The sequence below is a fragment of the Bacillus sp. NTK074B genome, assembly GCF_017303375.1.
In the GTDB taxonomy this organism is placed as follows: domain Bacteria; phylum Bacillota; class Bacilli; order Bacillales; family Bacillaceae_B; genus Rossellomorea.
Genome location: NZ_JAFKOH010000019.1, coordinates 1 through 18,044, shown reverse-complemented (window position 1 = coordinate 18,044; position 18,044 = coordinate 1). Strand labels below are relative to the sequence as shown.

Annotated in this window: 14 protein-coding genes; 2 read left to right on the top strand and 12 right to left on the bottom strand. The window is 47.1% G+C overall.

Annotated elements, in window-relative coordinates; genetic code table 11:
* Nucleotides 1-301: 301 nt before the first annotated feature.
* From rpoE to JI667_RS20295, 9 genes are all read right to left on the bottom strand, one after another.
* Nucleotides 302-868, bottom strand: a complete 567-nt coding sequence (gene rpoE / locus JI667_RS20335; RefSeq protein WP_206858189.1) for a DNA-directed RNA polymerase subunit delta — start codon at nt 866-868, stop codon at nt 302-304.
* Between the two features lie 160 nt (nt 869-1,028).
* Nucleotides 1,029-1,211 (bottom strand): hypothetical protein, encoded by a 183-nt coding sequence (locus tag JI667_RS20330; RefSeq protein ID WP_206858187.1) that lies wholly within the window; start codon nt 1,209-1,211, stop codon nt 1,029-1,031.
* A 395-nt stretch (nt 1,212-1,606) separates the two neighbouring features.
* On the bottom strand, nt 1,607-4,873 hold the full coding sequence (icmF, locus tag JI667_RS20325; protein WP_206858186.1) for a fused isobutyryl-CoA mutase/GTPase IcmF: 3,267 nt from the start codon (nt 4,871-4,873) through the stop codon (nt 1,607-1,609).
* The gene (locus JI667_RS20320) at nt 4,870-5,523 is read right to left on the bottom strand and encodes a TetR/AcrR family transcriptional regulator (RefSeq protein WP_244668410.1); all 654 of its coding nucleotides are present in this window, start codon (nt 5,521-5,523) and stop codon (nt 4,870-4,872) included. Before JI667_RS20320 ends, icmF begins: the two co-directional genes overlap by 4 nt.
* A gap of 230 nt (nt 5,524-5,753) precedes the next feature.
* The gene (locus JI667_RS20315) at nt 5,754-6,893 is read right to left on the bottom strand and encodes an acyl-CoA dehydrogenase (RefSeq protein WP_206858185.1); all 1,140 of its coding nucleotides are present in this window, start codon (nt 6,891-6,893) and stop codon (nt 5,754-5,756) included.
* 166 nt (nt 6,894-7,059) lie between these two features.
* The gene (locus tag JI667_RS20310; protein ID WP_206858184.1) at nt 7,060-8,196 is read right to left on the bottom strand and encodes an acyl-CoA dehydrogenase; all 1,137 of its coding nucleotides are present in this window, start codon (nt 8,194-8,196) and stop codon (nt 7,060-7,062) included.
* Between the two features lie 22 nt (nt 8,197-8,218).
* The gene (locus tag JI667_RS20305) at nt 8,219-9,070 is read right to left on the bottom strand and encodes a 3-hydroxybutyryl-CoA dehydrogenase (protein ID WP_206858183.1); all 852 of its coding nucleotides are present in this window, start codon (nt 9,068-9,070) and stop codon (nt 8,219-8,221) included.
* Between the two features lie 135 nt (nt 9,071-9,205).
* Entirely contained in the window at nt 9,206-10,393 is a 1,188-nt protein-coding gene (locus JI667_RS20300; protein ID WP_206858182.1) for an acetyl-CoA C-acetyltransferase, read from the bottom strand.
* Between the two features lie 313 nt (nt 10,394-10,706).
* Nucleotides 10,707-12,824: a 4Fe-4S dicluster domain-containing protein gene (locus tag JI667_RS20295; RefSeq protein WP_206858179.1), complete on the bottom strand. Its 2,118-nt coding sequence runs from the start codon at nt 12,822-12,824 to the stop codon at nt 10,707-10,709.
* A 292-nt stretch (nt 12,825-13,116) separates the two neighbouring features.
* Here JI667_RS20295 and cls point away from each other — a divergent pair, with 292 nt between their 5' ends.
* Entirely contained in the window at nt 13,117-14,322 is a 1,206-nt protein-coding gene (cls, locus tag JI667_RS20290; RefSeq protein WP_206858177.1) for a cardiolipin synthase, read from the top strand.
* Nucleotides 14,323-14,333: 11 nt separating this feature from the next.
* Entirely contained in the window at nt 14,334-15,290 is a 957-nt protein-coding gene (uvsE, locus tag JI667_RS20285; protein ID WP_206858175.1) for a UV DNA damage repair endonuclease UvsE, read from the top strand.
* A gap of 62 nt (nt 15,291-15,352) precedes the next feature.
* Here uvsE and JI667_RS20280 read toward each other — a convergent pair whose 3' ends face one another.
* The 3 genes from JI667_RS20280 to JI667_RS20270 form a co-directional block, all read right to left on the bottom strand.
* Nucleotides 15,353-15,532: a XapX domain-containing protein gene (locus JI667_RS20280; RefSeq protein WP_206858172.1), complete on the bottom strand. Its 180-nt coding sequence runs from the start codon at nt 15,530-15,532 to the stop codon at nt 15,353-15,355.
* Between the two features lie 104 nt (nt 15,533-15,636).
* Nucleotides 15,637-17,307 (bottom strand): arginine--tRNA ligase, encoded by a 1,671-nt coding sequence (argS, locus tag JI667_RS20275; RefSeq protein WP_206858170.1) that lies wholly within the window; start codon nt 17,305-17,307, stop codon nt 15,637-15,639.
* A 4-nt stretch (nt 17,308-17,311) separates the two neighbouring features.
* On the bottom strand, nt 17,312-17,749 hold the full coding sequence (locus tag JI667_RS20270; RefSeq protein WP_211201355.1) for a DUF1934 domain-containing protein: 438 nt from the start codon (nt 17,747-17,749) through the stop codon (nt 17,312-17,314).
* Nucleotides 17,750-18,044 lie beyond the last annotated feature (295 nt).

The following is an 18,044-nucleotide window of genomic DNA, read 5'->3' as shown; positions in this document are numbered from 1 at the left end:
GCTAAAAGACAGCCTCTTATTATCAAAATGCGTAAAAATGTAAGGGGTCTTTAAAAGATAGATTCGCCCGCACATAAAAGCTTGTTCTTCTTATAAAAACAAAAAACGCCCCTCTTACAATCATGTAAGGGGAGCGTGATATACGTTATCTGTCCCTTTTTAGGGAGCCCAAATAAAATACTACCTTCCTGGAGAGGAGAAGTCAAGCATAGAATGAGGACCGAATTTTCAATCATTTCCACGGCGAAAAAAAGCCCCCAGCAGGCAATGAACCCGGCTGGGGATTGAGGATTAGGCGGGATTACTTCTTTTCCTCTTCTTCCACTTCATCTTCCTCGTCTTCTTCTTCTTCGTCATCAACCTCGTCGAATTCATCGATTTCAAGTTCTTCTTCATCTTCATCGATGTCCAGATCTTCGTCTGCATCGTCTACATCGATATCGTCATCGTCCTCTGTCAGATCATCGTCATCATCTGTATCATCAAGATCATCGTAATCGAGATCTTCATCGTCCAGATCATCGAAATCATCCAGATCCAGATCTTCGTCTTTCTTCTTCGCTTTTTTCTTTTTGCTGGATTTCATCGTAGGAACGGTTTCTTCTTCGATTTGATCGACCGGATACCATTCTCTTAATCCCCAACGGTTATCACCCATGGCAAGGTATCGTCCGTCAATATTCAAGTCGGTGTAGAATTGAAGTAAACGGCTCTTTACCTCTTTATCAGAGATTTCAAGCAAACCTTTGATTTCCTTCACGATCTCTTCAAATGCCATCGCTTGCTTTTTCTCTACTAAAATTTCATGTGCCATTTCAATGAATGATGTTTGACGCAATTCTTCTTTGGATAACTGCTTAAGACTCACTTTACGCACTTCCTTTCTCTATTTCACACTCTACTAAGTAGAGTAAAAAAGGGCAAAAATTCTCCATTATCAATTTTAACCATATTCATCATTATAAACAATATAAAACACTTTATGCTATACATATCTGGTTTTTCCCACATTTTTTTCACACCTGGTTTCAAGAAGGTCTGCCATTCCCCCATTTTTCTTCTCTCCGACCGCCCCTGATCGTCCGGAACGCTTCGTAGAATAAATAGAAAGACAGCAGGAAAAAAGGGATGGCCCCCAGTTGAATCTGGTATAAAAAGATGGTGGCGTACAGGGTGAGGATCAATAATATGTACCGTAAAATGGCCTTCACAGTCTCACTTCCAAACGTATGTATCGTCTTTCCCGTTCACTATTCTGACAATTTTATTATATAGGAAATCTTACCCTATAACTATTAAGTTCATGTTAAAAATTGGTTGAGTCCGTTTAAAGGATAGACGGTTTGGCGGGTTTTTAAACTTGTCAGGTGAATTTATTCTTTAGATAGGCGCTGTTGATTTCCGCTCCAGGATGCTCGCTTTCCGCGGGGCGTGAGTTGAGCACCTTCCGCTCCAATCAACTTAGTATATTAATCAACAATTAGCTACTAGTAAAAGAGAATTTGCCCCATCGTTTAGACTATGCCTGATCGTCCCTTTATAGAATGTTCACTGTGAAAAAAGAGACCACTGCACCCCCACAGTAGTCTCAATCTCAATCATTTTGTTACATATTTCGTCGATATTGTCCGCCTACTTCGTAGAGGGCGCGTGTAATTTGTCCTAGGCTTGCGACTTTTACGGTTTCCATGAGTTCTTCGAAGATGTTTCCTCCGCCGACGGCTGCCTGCTTTAAGCGGGTCAAGGCTTCTTCGGTTTTATCTTTGTGCTGAGATTGGAAGTCTCGGAGATTATGAATTTGTGTTTCTTTTTCTTCTTTGGTTGCACGTGCCAGTTCCATGCTGTCCATGTCTTCTTCTGAAGGTGGATTTGGATTCAGGTACGTGTTCACTCCGACGATCGGAAGTTCGCCGGAATGTTTTTTCATTTCGTAGTACATGGATTCTTCTTGGATCTTCCCGCGTTGATACTGGGTTTCCATGGATCCGAGTACGCCTCCGCGGTCGTTTAAGCGATCGAATTCTGTGAGGACCATTTCCTCCACAAGATCTGTCAGCTCTTCTGCAATGAATGAACCTTGAAGCGGATTTTCATTTTTGGATAATCCGTGTTCTTTTGTGATGATCATCTGGATCGCCATGGCACGGCGGACGGATTCCTCTGTCGGTGTCGTGATGGCTTCATCATAAGCGTTTGTATGCAGGGAGTTACAGTTATCCTGCAGGGCCATCAATGCTTGAAGCGTTGTACGGATGTCGTTGAAATCAATCTCCTGTGCATGGAGTGAACGACCGGAAGTTTGAATATGGTACTTCAGCTTCTGACTGCGTTCGTTGGCACCGTATTTATCTCTCATAACCGTTGACCAAATTCGTCGTGCCACACGTCCGATCACCGTATATTCGGGATCAAGACCGTTCGAGAAGAAGAATGATAAGTTTGGTGCAAAGGCGTTGATATCCATCCCGCGGCTTAAATAGTATTCCACATATGTGAATCCGTTCGCCAGCGTAAAGGCAAGCTGGGAAATCGGGTTCGCTCCCGCTTCGGCGATATGGTAGCCTGAAATCGATACAGAGTAATAGTTTCGTACTCTGTGATCGATGAAGTACTGCTGGATGTCTCCCATCATGCGCAGGGCAAATTCCGTTGAGAAGATGCACGTGTTTTGTCCCTGATCTTCTTTTAATATATCTGCCTGAACCGTTCCGCGGACGACTTGAAGCGTCTGTTCCTTCACTTCCACATATTCTTCGACTGTAAGGACGCGGCCAAGCTCTTCTTCCTTCATGCGGATCTGCTGATCGATGGCCGTGTTCATATACATGGCAAGGATGATCGGTGCCGGACCGTTGATGGTCATGGAAACCGACGTAGACGGCGCACACAGATCGAAGCCGGCATACAGCTTCTTCATATCCTCAAGCGTACAGATGCTCACGCCGCTCTCTCCGACTTTTCCGTAAATGTCCGGACGGTGATCCGGATCTTCACCGTATAATGTTACTGAGTCAAAGGCCGTACTCAGGCGTTTCGCATCATCATCTTTGGATAGATAGTGGAAACGGCGGTTCGTCCGTTCAGGCGTTCCCTCACCGGCAAACTGACGCTTAGGATCTTCCCCTTTTCGTTTAAACGGAAACACCCCTGCTGTGTACGGGAATGAGCCCGGCACATTCTCTTTGTATACCCAATCCAGAATCTGACCGTAGTCTTTGTATTTCGGAAGGGACACTTTCGGGATATCGAGTCCGGATAAGCTCTTTGTCTTTAATTCCGTGACAATCTCTTTATCACGGATCTTCGTGACGAATTGATCCTTGCTGTAGGTTTCTTTTAGAGAATCCCATTTTTGTAAAATCTGTTTCGACTCAGCTGTCAGTTTATTTTCGACTTCTTCTTTCAGCGTTTGAAGGGAGGTGATGACCCTGTCATCTGTCTCTTTCTCGTTGACCGCTTCGATGGCTCCTTCTAGTTGGAATAATCGGCGGGCAAGGCTTACCTGTTCTTCGGCTTTTTTATGATAATTGCGGACGGTATCGGCAATCTCACGAAGGTAGTAACGGCGGTTGTTAGGAATGATGACGTTCTGCTTTTCAACATCGACGTCCTTGGAGAAACTTGTTTTCCACTCGAGCTCCATCTTTTTATTCACCGTTTCGATAATCGCCGCAAACAGGGCATTCGTACCCGGATCGTTGAACTGACTGGCGATCGTTCCGTACACAGGCATCTCATCCAGGTCTTTATCAAACAGCATATGACTGCGCTGGTACTGCTTTTGCACCTGGCGTCTTGCATCCTCCGAGCCTTTGCGCTCGAATTTATTGATGACGATCAGGTCGGCATAATCGATCATATCGATTTTCTCAAGCTGGGACGGTGCGCCGAACTCACTGGTCATGACGTACATGGACATATCACAGATCTCAGCGATTTCCGCATCCCCCTGCCCGATCCCGCTCGTTTCCACGACGATCAGATCATATCCAGCCGCTTTTACCACGTTGATTGCATCCTTGATGGCCAGTGAAAGTTCCGTCTTCGATCCACGTGTGGCAAGACTTCTCATATACACACGGGGATTGAAGATCGCATTCATGCGGATTCGGTCCCCAAGAAGCGCTCCTCCCGTTTTTTGTTTCGTAGGATCGATGGATAAAATCGCGATTTTCTTTTCTGGAAGTTCATTGATAAAACGACGGATCAGCTCATCGGTCAGGGAACTCTTCCCTGCTCCACCCGTTCCGGTAATCCCCAGGACAGGCGCTTTTTTCGCCAAGCTCTTGATTTCAGAGAATACGGTCTGGGCTGTCGCCGCCACTTCTTCATTTGCCCCGACTTGATACTCGGCAAGTGAGATCAGCTTCGACACCGTATTCACATTCCCATTCGAAAGCTTTTCAACCTCTTGATTGACGCTTCCTTTGATGGTCGGGAAGTCACACTCCTCGATCATTTTATTGATCATCCCTTGAAGACCTTGCGTACGCCCGTCTTCCGGTGAGAAAATGCGGGCAATTCCGTATTCATGGAGTTCCTTGATTTCACGAGGGATGATGACCCCGCCGCCTCCGCCATAAATGCGGATGTGGGATGCCCCTCTTTCGTTTAACAGGTCGTACATATATTTAAAGTATTCCACGTGTCCACCCTGGTAGGATGAAATCGCAATCCCCTGAACATCTTCTTGAATAGCAGCATTGACGACTTCTTCTACAGAACGGTTATGTCCCAAGTGGATCACTTCCGCTCCACTTGCCTGGATAATCCGACGCATTATGTTGATCGACGCATCATGTCCGTCAAACAGGCTCGATGCCGTGACAAAACGTACATGGTGCTTTGGTTTATAAATCTCAACCGTGCTCATATTACTCCCCCTGTTCTCCCTTGTTTTTCAAATCCGATGATTCCTGCAAAAAGCAGCTCGATTTGAAGATCGATATATTCCTCGAGTGTGAATCGTTTCTGCATGGCCCAGCGACGGAATCCCCACATCTGTCCCTGGACGAATACATTCTGAGCCAGCATATGGCACTGATTTTCATCAAGCTCAAGCTTTCCGCTATCCACGCAGCCCTTGATCAGGTCTTCCACCATCCCGACCATTTCAAGTTCCTTGCGAAGGACATAGGGTAAAGCATCCTTTGACAGGGACTTCGCTTCCTGATACATGACAAGCACCTCATCCTGCATCCGGTCCATCACCTTGAAATAATGGGCGATGCCGAGCCTCAGGCTCTCAATCGTCCCTTTGCCCACGTCCAGCTCCTCAAGCTCCAATCGAACCTGCTCATAAATGCTGTCACACACTAAATACAATACATCTTCCTTTGTTCGTATATATTCATACAGCGTTCCGATACTGAATCCGGCGGCCTTTGCGATCTCTCTGGTCGTGGTGCGATGAAACCCCTTTTGTTTAAACAGAGAGACGGCCCCGCGAATCATCTGATCACGCCGCTTTTCCACCAAACGCTCATCCTTAACCGAAGCATGAACTTCCCTCTTCTTATTCAAAACTACCGACCGCCTTTATTATCCATTTCTCCCATTGACCCCCGCCGATTGCCTCATCCCCCAACAAAGCAATCAGAACTCTATCTCTATATCAACCGGGTCTGGCACCCTAAAGCAGCAATCGACGTCAGTAACCTCTTTACGCTACGAAACATCCGACGGCCCCCTCTGGTGCCTGACACGCGTCAGGACGAACCGGGTAATCCCCTGCTGAAAAATCCCGGCAACTCTTACTTCGTCACCATCCGTGAAATAACCAATCTCTGAATTTCCTGCGTTCCCTCATAAATCTGTGTGATCTTCGCATCACGCATATAACGCTCCACAGGATAATCTTTCGTATAACCATATCCACCGAAGATCTGTACCGCTTCTGTTGTTACTTTCATCGCTGTATCCCCGGCCATCAGCTTCGACATCGCCGATTCTTTACCGTATGGAAGTCCTTCAGACTCAAGCCAAGCAGCTTGATAGGTTAATAGACGGGAAGCTTCAATGGATGTCGCCATATCGGCAATCTTGAATGATATCCCCTGATTCGCAGCAATCGGTTTACCGAACTGCTCTCGCTCTTTTGCATACTCGACAGACGCATCAAGTGCTCCTTGTGCAATCCCGACAGCTTGAGCGGCAATACCGTTACGGCCGCCATCAAGAGTCATCATGGCAATCTTGAATCCGTCTCCTTCACTGCCAAGCATGTTCTCTTTTGGTACCTTACAGTCTTCAAATACGATTTCAGTCGTTGGCGATGAACGGATTCCGAGCTTCTTCTCTTTCTTCCCTACAGAGAACCCTTCAAAGTCTGCCTCCACGATGAACGCACTCGTTCCACGCTGACGCTGTGAAGGATCCGTTAAAGCAAACACAATATACGTATCGGCGATTCCACCGTTCGTGATGAAAATTTTAGAACCGTTCAATACGTAGTGATCTCCTTCTAAACGGGCCGTCGTCTTCATGCCGCCTGCATCAGATCCTGAACCCGGCTCAGTCAGACCATAACCACCGATCTTCTCACCCTGTGCCATCGGACGGAGATACTTCTGCTTCTGTTCTTCTGTACCGAATTTGTATACCGGCCATCCAGCCAAGGATGTATGGGCAGAAAGTGTAACACCTGTAGACGCACATACTCTTGAAAGCTCTTCAACAGCGATACAGTACGCCAAATAGTCACTGCCGATCCCGCCATACTCTTCAGGCCAAGGAATCCCCGTCAATCCAAGCTCCGCCATTTTTTTGAATAAGTCCATATCAAAACGCTCTTCCTCATCACGCTCAGCAGCAGTCGGAGCCACCTCGTTACGTGCAAAATCACGCACCATCTTACGTATCATTTCATGCTCTTCGGATAATTTAAAATTCATCTCAAGTTCCTCCTCTTATCATCTACATACCGGGACTGGCACCCTCAAGAAACAAGCGATGCCACAAACCTCTTTACGCCGCGAGATACTGCAAAATCTATCGGTTGCCTTACACGCTAAGGACTTATGCCCGTAACACCCCTCAAAAAGCAAAAACCAACTCCAATTAAACCAACAAATTCTTCCCGATCACCATTCGTTGAATCTCACTCGTACCCTCGTAAATCTCCGTCACCTTCGCATCTCGGAACAGGCGCTCCACCGGATATTCCTTCGTGTAGCCGTATCCGCCATACACTTGAATCGCTTCCGTCGACACTTCAACGGCTGTCTTTGAAGCAAACAGCTTAGCCATACTCGCCTCTTTCCCGCAGGAAATGTTGTTGGTACGAAGATTAGCAGCCCGGTATACGAGTAGCTTCGAGCCTTCAACGGCCGTCGCCATATCGGCAAGCTTAAAGCCGATTCCCTGCTGAGCGGCGATGGGCTTGCCGAATTGTACCCGCTCTTTTGCATAAGCCGTTGAATAGTCAAAGGCGGCTTCGGCGATGCCAAGGGCCTGTGCAGCAATGCCGATCCGGCCGACATCAAGATTCGCCATGGCGATTTTGAAGCCTTCCCCTTCTTCACCGAGAAGGTTTGCAGCCGGTACTTTCATATCTTCAAACGTCAGCTGGACGGTCCTGGATCCGTGAAGACCCATTTTATGTTCATCTTTCCCGATCACAAGACCAGGTGTGTCCTTTTCTACTATGAACGCCGATACACCCCGGCTACCTTTGGTTGAGTCTGTTGTGGCAAAGACAATATACGTATCCGCTTCTCCACCATTCGTGATGAAGACTTTCGATCCGTTCACCACATAGTGATCGCCACGCTTCTCAGCTCGGGATTTGAGGCTCTTCGCATCGGATCCCGCACTCGGTTCCGTCAGGCAGAAGGCACCCAGGTACTCTCCTGAAGCAAGCTTCGGAAGATATTTTTGCTTCTGCTCTTCATTTCCGAAATAAAGGATCGGATTGGTCCCTACAGACGTATGAACGGACAAGATGACCCCGATGGTGGCGCTTACTTTTGAAAGCTCGTGGATCGCAATGATATAAGACGTGAAGTCCATCTCAGAACCGCCGTATTTCTCGGGAATCGTGATTCCCATTAAACCAAGCTCAGCCATCTTATTCAGGATTTCTCTCGGGAATTCTCCCTCTTCCATTTTCTCGATAAACGGCTGGATTTCGGTTTCGGCAAAATCCCGGACCATCTTCCTCATCATCTGCTGTTCTTCCGTGAATCGTAACTCCATGACTGTTTCCCCCTGATGTTCGTTATTCGTACGAATAGAAGCCGCGTCCTGTTTTCTTACCGAGCCAGCCGGCTTTCACATATTTCCTAAGCAGCGGGCACGGACGATATTTATCATCTCCGAATCCTTCGTGCAGGGTTTCCATGATGTAAAGGCATGTGTCCAGGCCAATGAAGTCAGCTAACGTAAGAGGTCCCATCGGGTGATTCATTCCAAGCTTCATCACTTCGTCGATTGCTTCTTTACTCGCCACTCCTTCATAAAGGGTGTAGATCGCTTCGTTGATCATTGGCATTAAAATCCGGTTCGAAACGAATCCGGGGAAATCTTCCACTTCCACCGGTACTTTCTTAAGGGATTTCGTCATGTCTTCAATCGCCTGATACACTTCGTCCGTCGTCGCAAGTCCACGAATGATTTCAACAAGCTTCATCACTGGGACGGGATTCATGAAATGCATCCCGATCACTTGTTTCGGACGCTTTGTTGCTGCAGCGATTTCCGTGATCGGAAGGGATGAAGTGTTGGAAGCAAGGATGGTATGCTCCGGTGTGATATCATCCAACTGAGCGAAGATCTTCGTCTTGATGTCCATATTTTCAACTGCCGCTTCGATGACAAGATCCACTTCCTTTGCATCGTAGATATCCGTTGAGACTTTCAGTCGGTTGATGGCAGCGGCTTTATCTTCTTCCGACATTCTCCCTTTTTCAACGGAGCGGGTCAGATTCTTCGTGATGACGCCCATTCCCTTTTGGACAAATTCTTCTTTTAAATCGTTCAGGTATACATGGAATCCGGCCTGTGCGCATACTTGGGCGATTCCTGAGCCCATTTGTCCTGCGCCGATGACCATTACGTTTTTGATGTTCATTTTGTTCTCCCCTTTGTTATATGAAACTAGTATTCTAGTTGGTTTGTTTTAAAGATGGGCCTTTTGTTGATCAGCTTCTGAAAATACTCACGGGTGTTCTGAGGTACAATCACCGACATCTGTCCATCTGTCACCCTACTGCTTCGCCACCTCAATCATAATCGCATCCCCTTGACCGCCTCCGCTGCAAATCGAGGCAATTCCTACCCCGCCGCCGCGGCGTTTCAGTTCGTATGCCAGTGTCAGGATGATACGTGCCCCACTTGCTCCAATCGGATGACCAAGGGCAACCGCTCCACCATTTACGTTGACTTTTTCAGGGTCCAATCCTGCGATTTTCCCGCTTGTCAATGCAACCGCTGCGAATGCTTCGTTGATTTCAAACAGGTCGATTTCTTCCAGTGATTTTCCTGTTTTCTTCAGTAGCTCGTTGATGACAAGACCCGGTGTTTGCGGGAAGTCTTTCGCTTCAACGGCGATGGCCGTGTGGCCGAGGATCGTCGCTAACGGCTGCTTGCCCTCTTTCGCCGCCCTTTCTTCGCTCATCAGCACCATGGCAGCCGCTCCGTCGTTGACTCCAGGTGCGTTTCCTGCCGTAATGGTCCCCCCAGAACCGAAGACCGGGCCTAATTTGGCCAGTGCCTCGATGGACGTTTCCTTCCGTGGTGCTTCATCTTTATCGACAATAACCGGATCCCCTTTGCGTTGCGGTACTTCAACGGCAACGATTTCTTCACCGAGTATGCCTTCTTCCGTCGCCTTTACAGCCCGCTCGTGGCTTCTGAGTGACCACTGATCCTGTTCTTCCCTTGAGAGTCCGAATTCCTTCGCTGTTTCATTTCCGTACGTTCCCATGTGGACGTTGTTGAAGCTGCACGTCAATCCGTCGTGAACCATCAGGTCTTTCACCTGTGAGTCTCCCATCTTGAATCCCCAGCGGCCTTTTGGCAGGATGTAAGGGGCACCCGACATGGATTCCATCCCGCCTGCCACAATGACTTCCCCGTCGCCTGCACGTATGATCTGGTCACCAAGAGTCACGCTCCGCATTCCTGAAGCACATACCTTATTGATGGTTTCTGTTTTGACATTCCACGGTAATCCCGCATGACGTGAGGCTTGACGGGAAGGGATTTGCCCCTGGCCCCCTTGTAAAACGGATCCCAGGATGACTTCTTCTACCTCTTCACCGCTTATGCCGGATCGTTTCAATGCTTCCTTTACGGCGAAACCGCCAAGCTCTGAAGCTGTGAAACTGCTGAGACTTCCCCCGAATTTACCAAAAGGTGTTCTTGCTCCATCTAAAATAACCGTTTTTCCCATCTCCATCGCTCTCCTTTATATGGGTTGTATTCGTTTGTTTGTATACGCTTTCAATTCTTCTTAAAAAAATAGGACCGACTTTCGACTGAACGCTCGCTCAACTACTCCTCACAAGAGAAGGGACAATTTCTGTCCCCAATATACCTTTATTGTACTGCAAATTCAGCCTGAACGCATTGATTTTTTAGAAAGTTTTTATTTTTCCATCAAATTTATTATTGTAGAAAAACAATAGGAGCGAAACGCAATAGAGACTATTTTGTTTCACTCCTGAATGTGTGTCTAATTCATTATTGTGATGATAATATTCTTTTTAGGAAGCTGCGGGCTGATCGTTTTGATTACCGCAAATGGCTTTTTCAAGGATTTCTGCTACATCCAGCGTAGAAACGGTTTCTTCCACTTCCTTCGCCTTTGTACCATCTGACAGCATCGTCAAGCAGTATGGACATCCTGAGCTGATGACCGATGGATTGACAGCGAGCGCCTGCTCGGTACGGGAGACGTTGACGCGGTGACCTGCGTCTTCCTCCATCCACATCAGTCCCCCACCTGCTCCACAGCACATGCCTTTTTCACGGTTACGCTCAATCTCAACCAATTTCACGCCGGAAATGGATTTCAGGATTTCACGCGGTGGATCGTACACTTCGTTGTATCGGCCCAGGTAACAAGAGTCATGGAAAGTGATTGTTTCGTTGACTTCATATTGCGGCTTCAGGCGGCCTTCTTGTACGAGCTGATGCAGAAGTTCTGTGTGGTGGTAGACCTCTGCTTCCAGACCGAAGTCCGGATACTCATTTTTGAAAATGTTGTACGCATGCGGATCGATGGTGACAATTTTCTTGATTTCATGCTTTTCAAATTCGGCGATGTTCTGACCGGCAAGCTCCTGGAATAAGAATTCATTTCCAAGGCGGCGCGGTGTATCACCGGAGTTCTTTTCCTTATTACCAAGGATCGCGAATTTCACGCCCGCTTCATTCATGAGCTTGGCAAAGGATAGCGCGATCTTCTGACTTCGGTTGTCGAATGAACCCATGGATCCGACCCAGAATAGGAATTCGAAGTCTTCTCCGGCTTTTTTCATTTCTTTTACCGTAGGAATGGTCACGTCTTCTCTTGCTTCGCGCCAGTTTTCACGTTCTTTACGGTTCAGACCCCAAGGGTTTCCCTGACGCTCGATGTTTTGCATGGCACGCTGTGCGTCTGCATCCATCTTTCCTTCCGTCAGAACGAGGTAACGGCGGAGGTCGATGATTTTATCCACGTGTTCGTTCATGACCGGACATTGGTCTTCACAGTTACGGCACGTTGTACATGCCCAGATTTCTTCTTCCGTGATGACATCCCCGATCAGGCTTGGGCTGTACGCAGCTCCTGCTGCCGCTTCTTCAGCCGCTTGAGTCGCACTAGCCATAGCAAGCTGATTCCCTTTTGTACCATTGAATGCGAATGTCGGCACCCAAGGCTTCTTCTGTGTCACGACTGCACCATGATTGGTCAGGTTATCACGAAGTTTGACGATCAGGTCCATCGGGGAAAGCATTTTCCCTGTTCCCGTTGCCGGACACATATTCGTACAACGCCCACATTCTACACATGCGTAGAAATCGATCATTTGGTGCTGTGTAAATTCTTCTATTTTTCCTACCCCGAAGCTTTCGGCTGACTCATCTTCAAAGTCGATGGGCTTAAGCTTACCAGGGTTGTCTAAGCGATTGAAATACACATTGGCAGGTCCCGCGATTAAATGCGCGTGCTTGGATTGCGGCACATACACAAGGAATGCCAGTAAGAATAATAAGTGAATCCACCAGGCCACATAGAAAATGGCGATGGAAGCCGTTTCTCCGATTGCACCAAGTGCTCCTGCAATCAGTGACGCTATAGGCTCAGTCCAGGCCAGTTCTTCCCCATGCCAGATGATGCCCATTCCGTTCCCGACCAGGACGGAAAGCATTAATCCACCGATGAATAATAGGACGAGTCCTGACTTGAAACCTCTTTTTAATCGCACCAACTTTTCCACATAGCGGCGATGGAAAGCCCAGACAACCGCGACAAGGATCGTCAGTGTGACAATCTCCTGGAAGAACGTGAACCCGGGATATAAAGGTCCTAGAGGCAGATGACTCCCAGGCGCCAGTCCTTTCCAGATGAAGTCGATGGCCCCGAATTGGACAAGGATGAATCCGTAGAAGAACATGACGTGGATGGCTCCACTTTTTTTATCCTTCAGAAGCTTCTTCTGTCCGAAGACATTGACCAGGATCTTCTGGAATCGTTCTTTGAACCGTTTGTCGAACTCGACTTTTTTCCCGAGCTTAATATATTCAATTCTCGTCTTCACTACATACACAAACAGACTAAGTGCATAAACGGTCACAAGGATAAATGCGACCCAATTGAGAATGAGTAACCCATTCATAGACAAACACTCCCCCTTCTTTGGTCTGAAATGAACATCCCCTTTGTTCAAACTTTTACAAACCAAATTAATATTCTGAATAGTTCATATCTCCATTATATTATGAATGAGCATTCAGTCAATGGTTTTTATCAAGAAAGATGAAAACCTTTTCATGAGTGGCTGTTCATTCCACGAAAAGAAACGCCCTCCCCAGGTTTCAAAAGGGCAAGGGAATGGGAAAAGAAGAAAGAATGCAACGTACATAAATTTACGGACATACTAAAGACAATGCAAATGAGAGAGTGATTCTATGTGGTGGTTGATTCTGCTGTTCATCCTTGCCGCTGTGATCGGATGGCTGATGATCGACTTTAAATTGGGAAGAAGTCATTTCATCCGGACACGGACAAGAAGAGATTATGAGAAACGAATGAGTGATATCCGATTATTTTCAAGAGGACCTGAGCTTTTTGATCAAATGTTTAAAGAGATGAGGGAAGCAAGGTCTTCTATTCATGTTTTATTTTATATTGTTCAGGATGACCATTTTGCCCTGAGGTTCCTTGAGTTGCTGAAAGGGAAGGCACAAGAAGGAATCGAAGTCCGTCTGCTGATGGATCAGATTGGGAGCCACAATGTCCCTAAGTCGAAGGTGAAGGAACTTCGGGATGCGGGAGTGGAAGTGGATTTCTGCCGGAGAGTGAAGCTACCTTACCTGTTCTTTTCCTCCCAACAGCGTAATCACCGGAAGATCACCGTCATCGATGGTACGATCGGTTATTTGGGCGGCTACAATATCGGGAAGGAATACATCGATGAAAATGATAAGCCTGAACTTTCTCCCTGGAGGGACTATCATCTACGCCTGGAGGGGGATGGTGTCCATGATCTTCAGACAGAATTCTGTATTGACTGGTTCCGGGCGACCCGTAAGGATTTGAAGGATGAAGCGACATACTTCCCCCCTGCTGAAAAAGGAAGCATCCAGCACCAGATCTTCCCGACAGAAGGCGTCAATATCGAAGACTTCTTTGGTAAATTCATCAACGAAGCACAAGAGGAAATCATCATTGGAACGCCGTACTTCATCCCCACCCCTAAATTGATGGATGCTCTATCGGGTGCTTTGGACAGGGGTGTCACCGTTAAGATCATCATTCCGAATAATGCCGATCATTTGCTGGTGAAGGAAGCGGCCTTTCCTTATTTCAGACCTCTCCTCGCAAAAGGAGCCTATGTGTATCAATTCATGGACGGCTTTTATCATGCGAAGGTGCTGGTCGTCGATGACCATTTCTGTGACATCGGGACGGCAAACTTCGATAAAAGGAGTTTCTTCATCAATTTTGAAATTAATAATCTGATTTTTGACAAAGGATTCATTCAAACGCTGAAAAAGGAAATGGCTAAAGACATGGAGGCTTCTGATCCGTTGAGCGAAAGCGACCTCTCTTCCGTCTCCATGCTCACCCGCGTAAAGGAACGCATCGGTTCAGCCATTTCCATCTTACTTTAGGGGGATGTTTCATGAAAGTCCGTTTAGGGTTCGTGGCAAACTCCCTCTCTCTATGGGATGCAAGCCCGGCCAAAACCATGACCTACAAACGATATACAGAGTTACCCAGTAGTGAACGCATGGATCGCCTGAAGGAAGTGACGGCGTTAAACCTGGAGCATACAAAACGCATCCTCTATCTGTGCGCCGCTCATGAAATTAAACTATACCGATTATCGAGCTCCCTCGTTCCCCTGGCCACCCATCCGGAAGTGGAGTGGGATTTCTACTCCCCTTTTAAAAGGGAATGGAAGGAGCTTGGTGACCTGATCAAGGAATTCGGGATCAGATCAAGCTTCCATCCGAACCAGTTCACCTTGTTCACAAGTCCCAAGCAGCACGTGACGGACAATGCCGTAAAGGATATGGTGTACCATTACAGGATGCTCGAGTATATGGGAATCGAGAAGGATTCCGTCATCAACATCCATATCGGTGGAAGCTACGGGGATAAGGAAGCGACCCTGGTCCGTTTCCATGAAAATTTGAAGAGTCTCCCCCTTGAGGTAAAGGACATCATGACCCTGGAAAACGACGACAAAACGTATACGGTCAACGAAACGTTAAGTGTATGCGAAAAAGAGGATATCCCCATGGTCTTGGACATTCATCATCATGAGGCGAATCCGGGTGAAGAGCCCCTTGAGGATCAACTGGAACGTATTTTTGCCACATGGGACAGAAGAGATTTAGTGCCGAAAATACATATCTCCTCCCCTAAATCGGAAAAGGCTTTCCGTTCACATGCTGACTTGGTCGATCCGGGATTTGTGGAAGGATTCTTTAAAACGCTGAAGGACCTCGGGAAGGACGTGGACTTTATGATCGAAGCTAAAGCTAAGGACCTCGCCATGCTGAAGCTGACCGAAGACCTCGCCTCCATTCGTGGGGTGAAAAGGATCAGCGGGGGGACGCTTGAGTGGACGTAAAGAAGATGGGCACGTGGTGTCCGTCTTTTTTGTTGGAGGCTGTGTCTCCTCGTATGTACGCATTACTTGAATACAGATTCGATCCAGGGCTGAATCGCCATGAAAGCTTTAAACCCCAGGTAGATGCCTACGATTCCTGCAATTCCTGCCAGGGCGGGCGGTGCCGGGATCGGCAGTTTGAACAGAGCAAAAATAAATCCAACCAAAAAACCGGTTACAACAGCTAAAACAACCGTTTTCATACCATTCTCCTCCTACATTCATCTACCACTATTATACGTTAAACCGTGAGGATTATAAGAAAAAAAGGACCATCCCCTCTGAGGGACGGACCTTTAAAATGGAATTACATTTTTTCCGGAGCTGCTACACCGATCAAAGCAAGAGCGTTTTGCAATGTAACACGTACCACTTTCACTAAAGCGAGACGAGCTGTTGTCAGTTCACGGTTTTCTTCATCAAGCACTTTGTTCGCATTGTAGAAGCTGTGGAAAGCAGATGCCAAATCGTTGATGTAGTTTGCTACACGATGAGGGGTGCGTTTCTCCGCCGCATCGGCGACCAATTGGGGAAATTCACCCAGTTTCTTCAGTAAATCGACTTCTTTTTCCGTACCGATCAGCTTTAAGTCGATCTTGTCTTCAGAAGCCAGTCCCTGCTCTTCTGCCTGACGCAGGATGCTGCAAATACGCGCGTGGGCATATTGTGCGTAGTAGACAGGATTTTCGTTGGACTGTGATACGGCTAAGTCCAGGTCAAAGTCCATATGCGTGTCAGCACTTCTCATAGCAAAGAAGTAACGGACCGCATCGAGGCCAACCTCTTCCACCAGCTCACGTAACGTAACGGCTTTCCCTGTACGCTTACTCATCTTCATCTTTTCACCATTTTTATAAAGGTGAACGAGTTGAATCACTTCCACTTCCAGTTTCTCACGGTCAAAGCCGAGAGCTTCGATGGCCGCTTTCATACGCGGGATGTACCCGTGATGGTCCGCACCCCAAATATTGATTAGCACATCATGTCCGCGCTCGAATTTATCCTGGTGATAGGAAATATCCGGAGTCAGATAAGTGTACGTGCCGTCGTTCTTGATGAGAACACGGTTCTTGTCGTCTCCAAGTTCTGTCGAACGGAACCAGGTCGCACCATCCTCTTCGTAGACGTGCCCGTTGTCTCTCAATGTATTTAACGCAGCGTCGATTTTCCCGTTTTCATAAAGGGATGTTTCTGAGTACCACACGTTGAAAGGCACACGGAACATTTCAAGGTCTTTTTGAAGCTTCGCCATTTCGATCTTCAGACCGTACTCACGGAAAAACTTGTAGCGTTCTTCATCGCTTACTTCCGCATATTCAGAACCGAATTCTTCCGCCAGCTTCTTCCCGATTTCGATGATGTCCTGACCGTGATAGCCGTCTTCAGGCATGGCTTTGTCTTGTCCAAGTGCTTGGAAATAACGTGCTTCAACGGAAATCGCCAGGTTATGGATCTGATTTCCGGCATCATTGATGTAGTATTCACGTGTTACTTTGTATCCTGCTTTTTCAAGGACGTTACATAGGGAATCACCGACGGCCGCTCCACGGGCATGGCCCAGGTGAAGGTCACCTGTGGGGTTGGCAGATACGAACTCGACATTCACTCTCTCGCCATTTCCAGCGTCCGATTGACCATATTCATGATCTTGATCCAGGATCATCGGGATCAAGTCTGTGAGGTATTCGTTGTTCATATAGAAGTTGATGAATCCAGGTCCCGCAATCTCCATTTTTTCAATGGAAGCCTTGGACTGGTCGAAGTGGGCGACGATGTCGTCGGCGATCATGCGAGGTGCTTTTTTCGCGACACGGGCAAGCTGCATCGCCATATTCGTTGAATAATCACCGTGGGACTTTTCTTTCGGTGTTTCAAGGATCACATCGGGGATCTGCTCCTCTGTTGCAAGACCCGCTTTCAGGACCGCGGCTTTGATTTCGGCTTTCAGGTTTTCTTGTACTTTTTCGACGATATTCATATCCCTATGCTTCCTCCTTATAGTGAATGGACATAACATAATCCCCAACCGGGCTGTCCTGCATCTTTAACTCGTATGAAAGGTTGAAATTCCCTTCAAGCTTCGAGTCACTCTGTGTATGTGAAAGTGTCTTCGTTTTGGTTGTAAGTAAAAGGGTGCCGAGCTGGCTTTCGTAGGATCCGTTCTGTTCCTCGAGCTCGTTGAAGGCCATTCTCATTTTCACTGCCCCGCTCCTGAGGATGAGGGCCTGCCGATCTGTGACTTTGATAATCGTATGAGTGGTCCCTTCCTCTTGCACCTCATCGTACTTCAGAAAAATGGCATCTCCTTTTTCATAGTATCGACCAAATGATACCAATTCAAAAGAGTCACTTTCCTCTCCTATTGTGATCTTGGTTTTCAAGTGAACTTTGACAGGTGTAGAATCCGCTTTTGCCGTCAAACCACTCACATCCTTTTCTTTTTAGGGTCCGATCAAGTGATAGGTCCGTCCCTCGAATGGACGTCTCTTCCTTCTAACTAATTAAGTATAAGAAGTATTGGGGGAAATTGCAATGGAACAGGGTGAGTTTTCATTTTTTGGAGGGGATGTAAGCGGATTTATTGTATATCAGGGTTTCTGTGATATTTTTTTAGAGATGACCCATTAGAATGTCTTTATTAAAAGGCTGTTTTCGCAAAGATTGTTGCTATTCGCATACCAACTAAGATTTACGATGCTCTGTCATTTAAGTTGT

Excerpts from the sequence above, each read along its gene's own strand:
- icmF (WP_206858186.1), bottom strand. The coding sequence starts at position 4,873 with ATGAGCACGGTTGAGATTTATAAACCAAAGCACCATGTACGTTTTGTC.
- JI667_RS20315 (WP_206858185.1), bottom strand. The coding sequence starts at position 6,893 with ATGAATTTTAAATTATCCGAAGAGCATGAAATGATACGTAAGATGGTG.
- JI667_RS20310 (WP_206858184.1), bottom strand. The coding sequence starts at position 8,196 with ATGGAGTTACGATTCACGGAAGAACAGCAGATGATGAGGAAGATGGTC.
- JI667_RS20305 (WP_206858183.1), bottom strand. The coding sequence starts at position 9,070 with ATGAACATCAAAAACGTAATGGTCATCGGCGCAGGACAAATGGGCTCA.
- JI667_RS20300 (WP_206858182.1), bottom strand. The coding sequence starts at position 10,393 with ATGGGAAAAACGGTTATTTTAGATGGAGCAAGAACACCTTTTGGTAAA.
- JI667_RS20295 (WP_206858179.1), bottom strand. The coding sequence starts at position 12,824 with ATGAATGGGTTACTCATTCTCAATTGGGTCGCATTTATCCTTGTGACC.
- cls (WP_206858177.1), top strand. The coding sequence starts at position 13,117 with ATGTGGTGGTTGATTCTGCTGTTCATCCTTGCCGCTGTGATCGGATGG.
- uvsE (WP_206858175.1), top strand. The coding sequence starts at position 14,334 with ATGAAAGTCCGTTTAGGGTTCGTGGCAAACTCCCTCTCTCTATGGGAT.
- JI667_RS20280 (WP_206858172.1), bottom strand. The coding sequence starts at position 15,532 with ATGAAAACGGTTGTTTTAGCTGTTGTAACCGGTTTTTTGGTTGGATTT.
- argS (WP_206858170.1), bottom strand. The coding sequence starts at position 17,307 with ATGAATATCGTCGAAAAAGTACAAGAAAACCTGAAAGCCGAAATCAAA.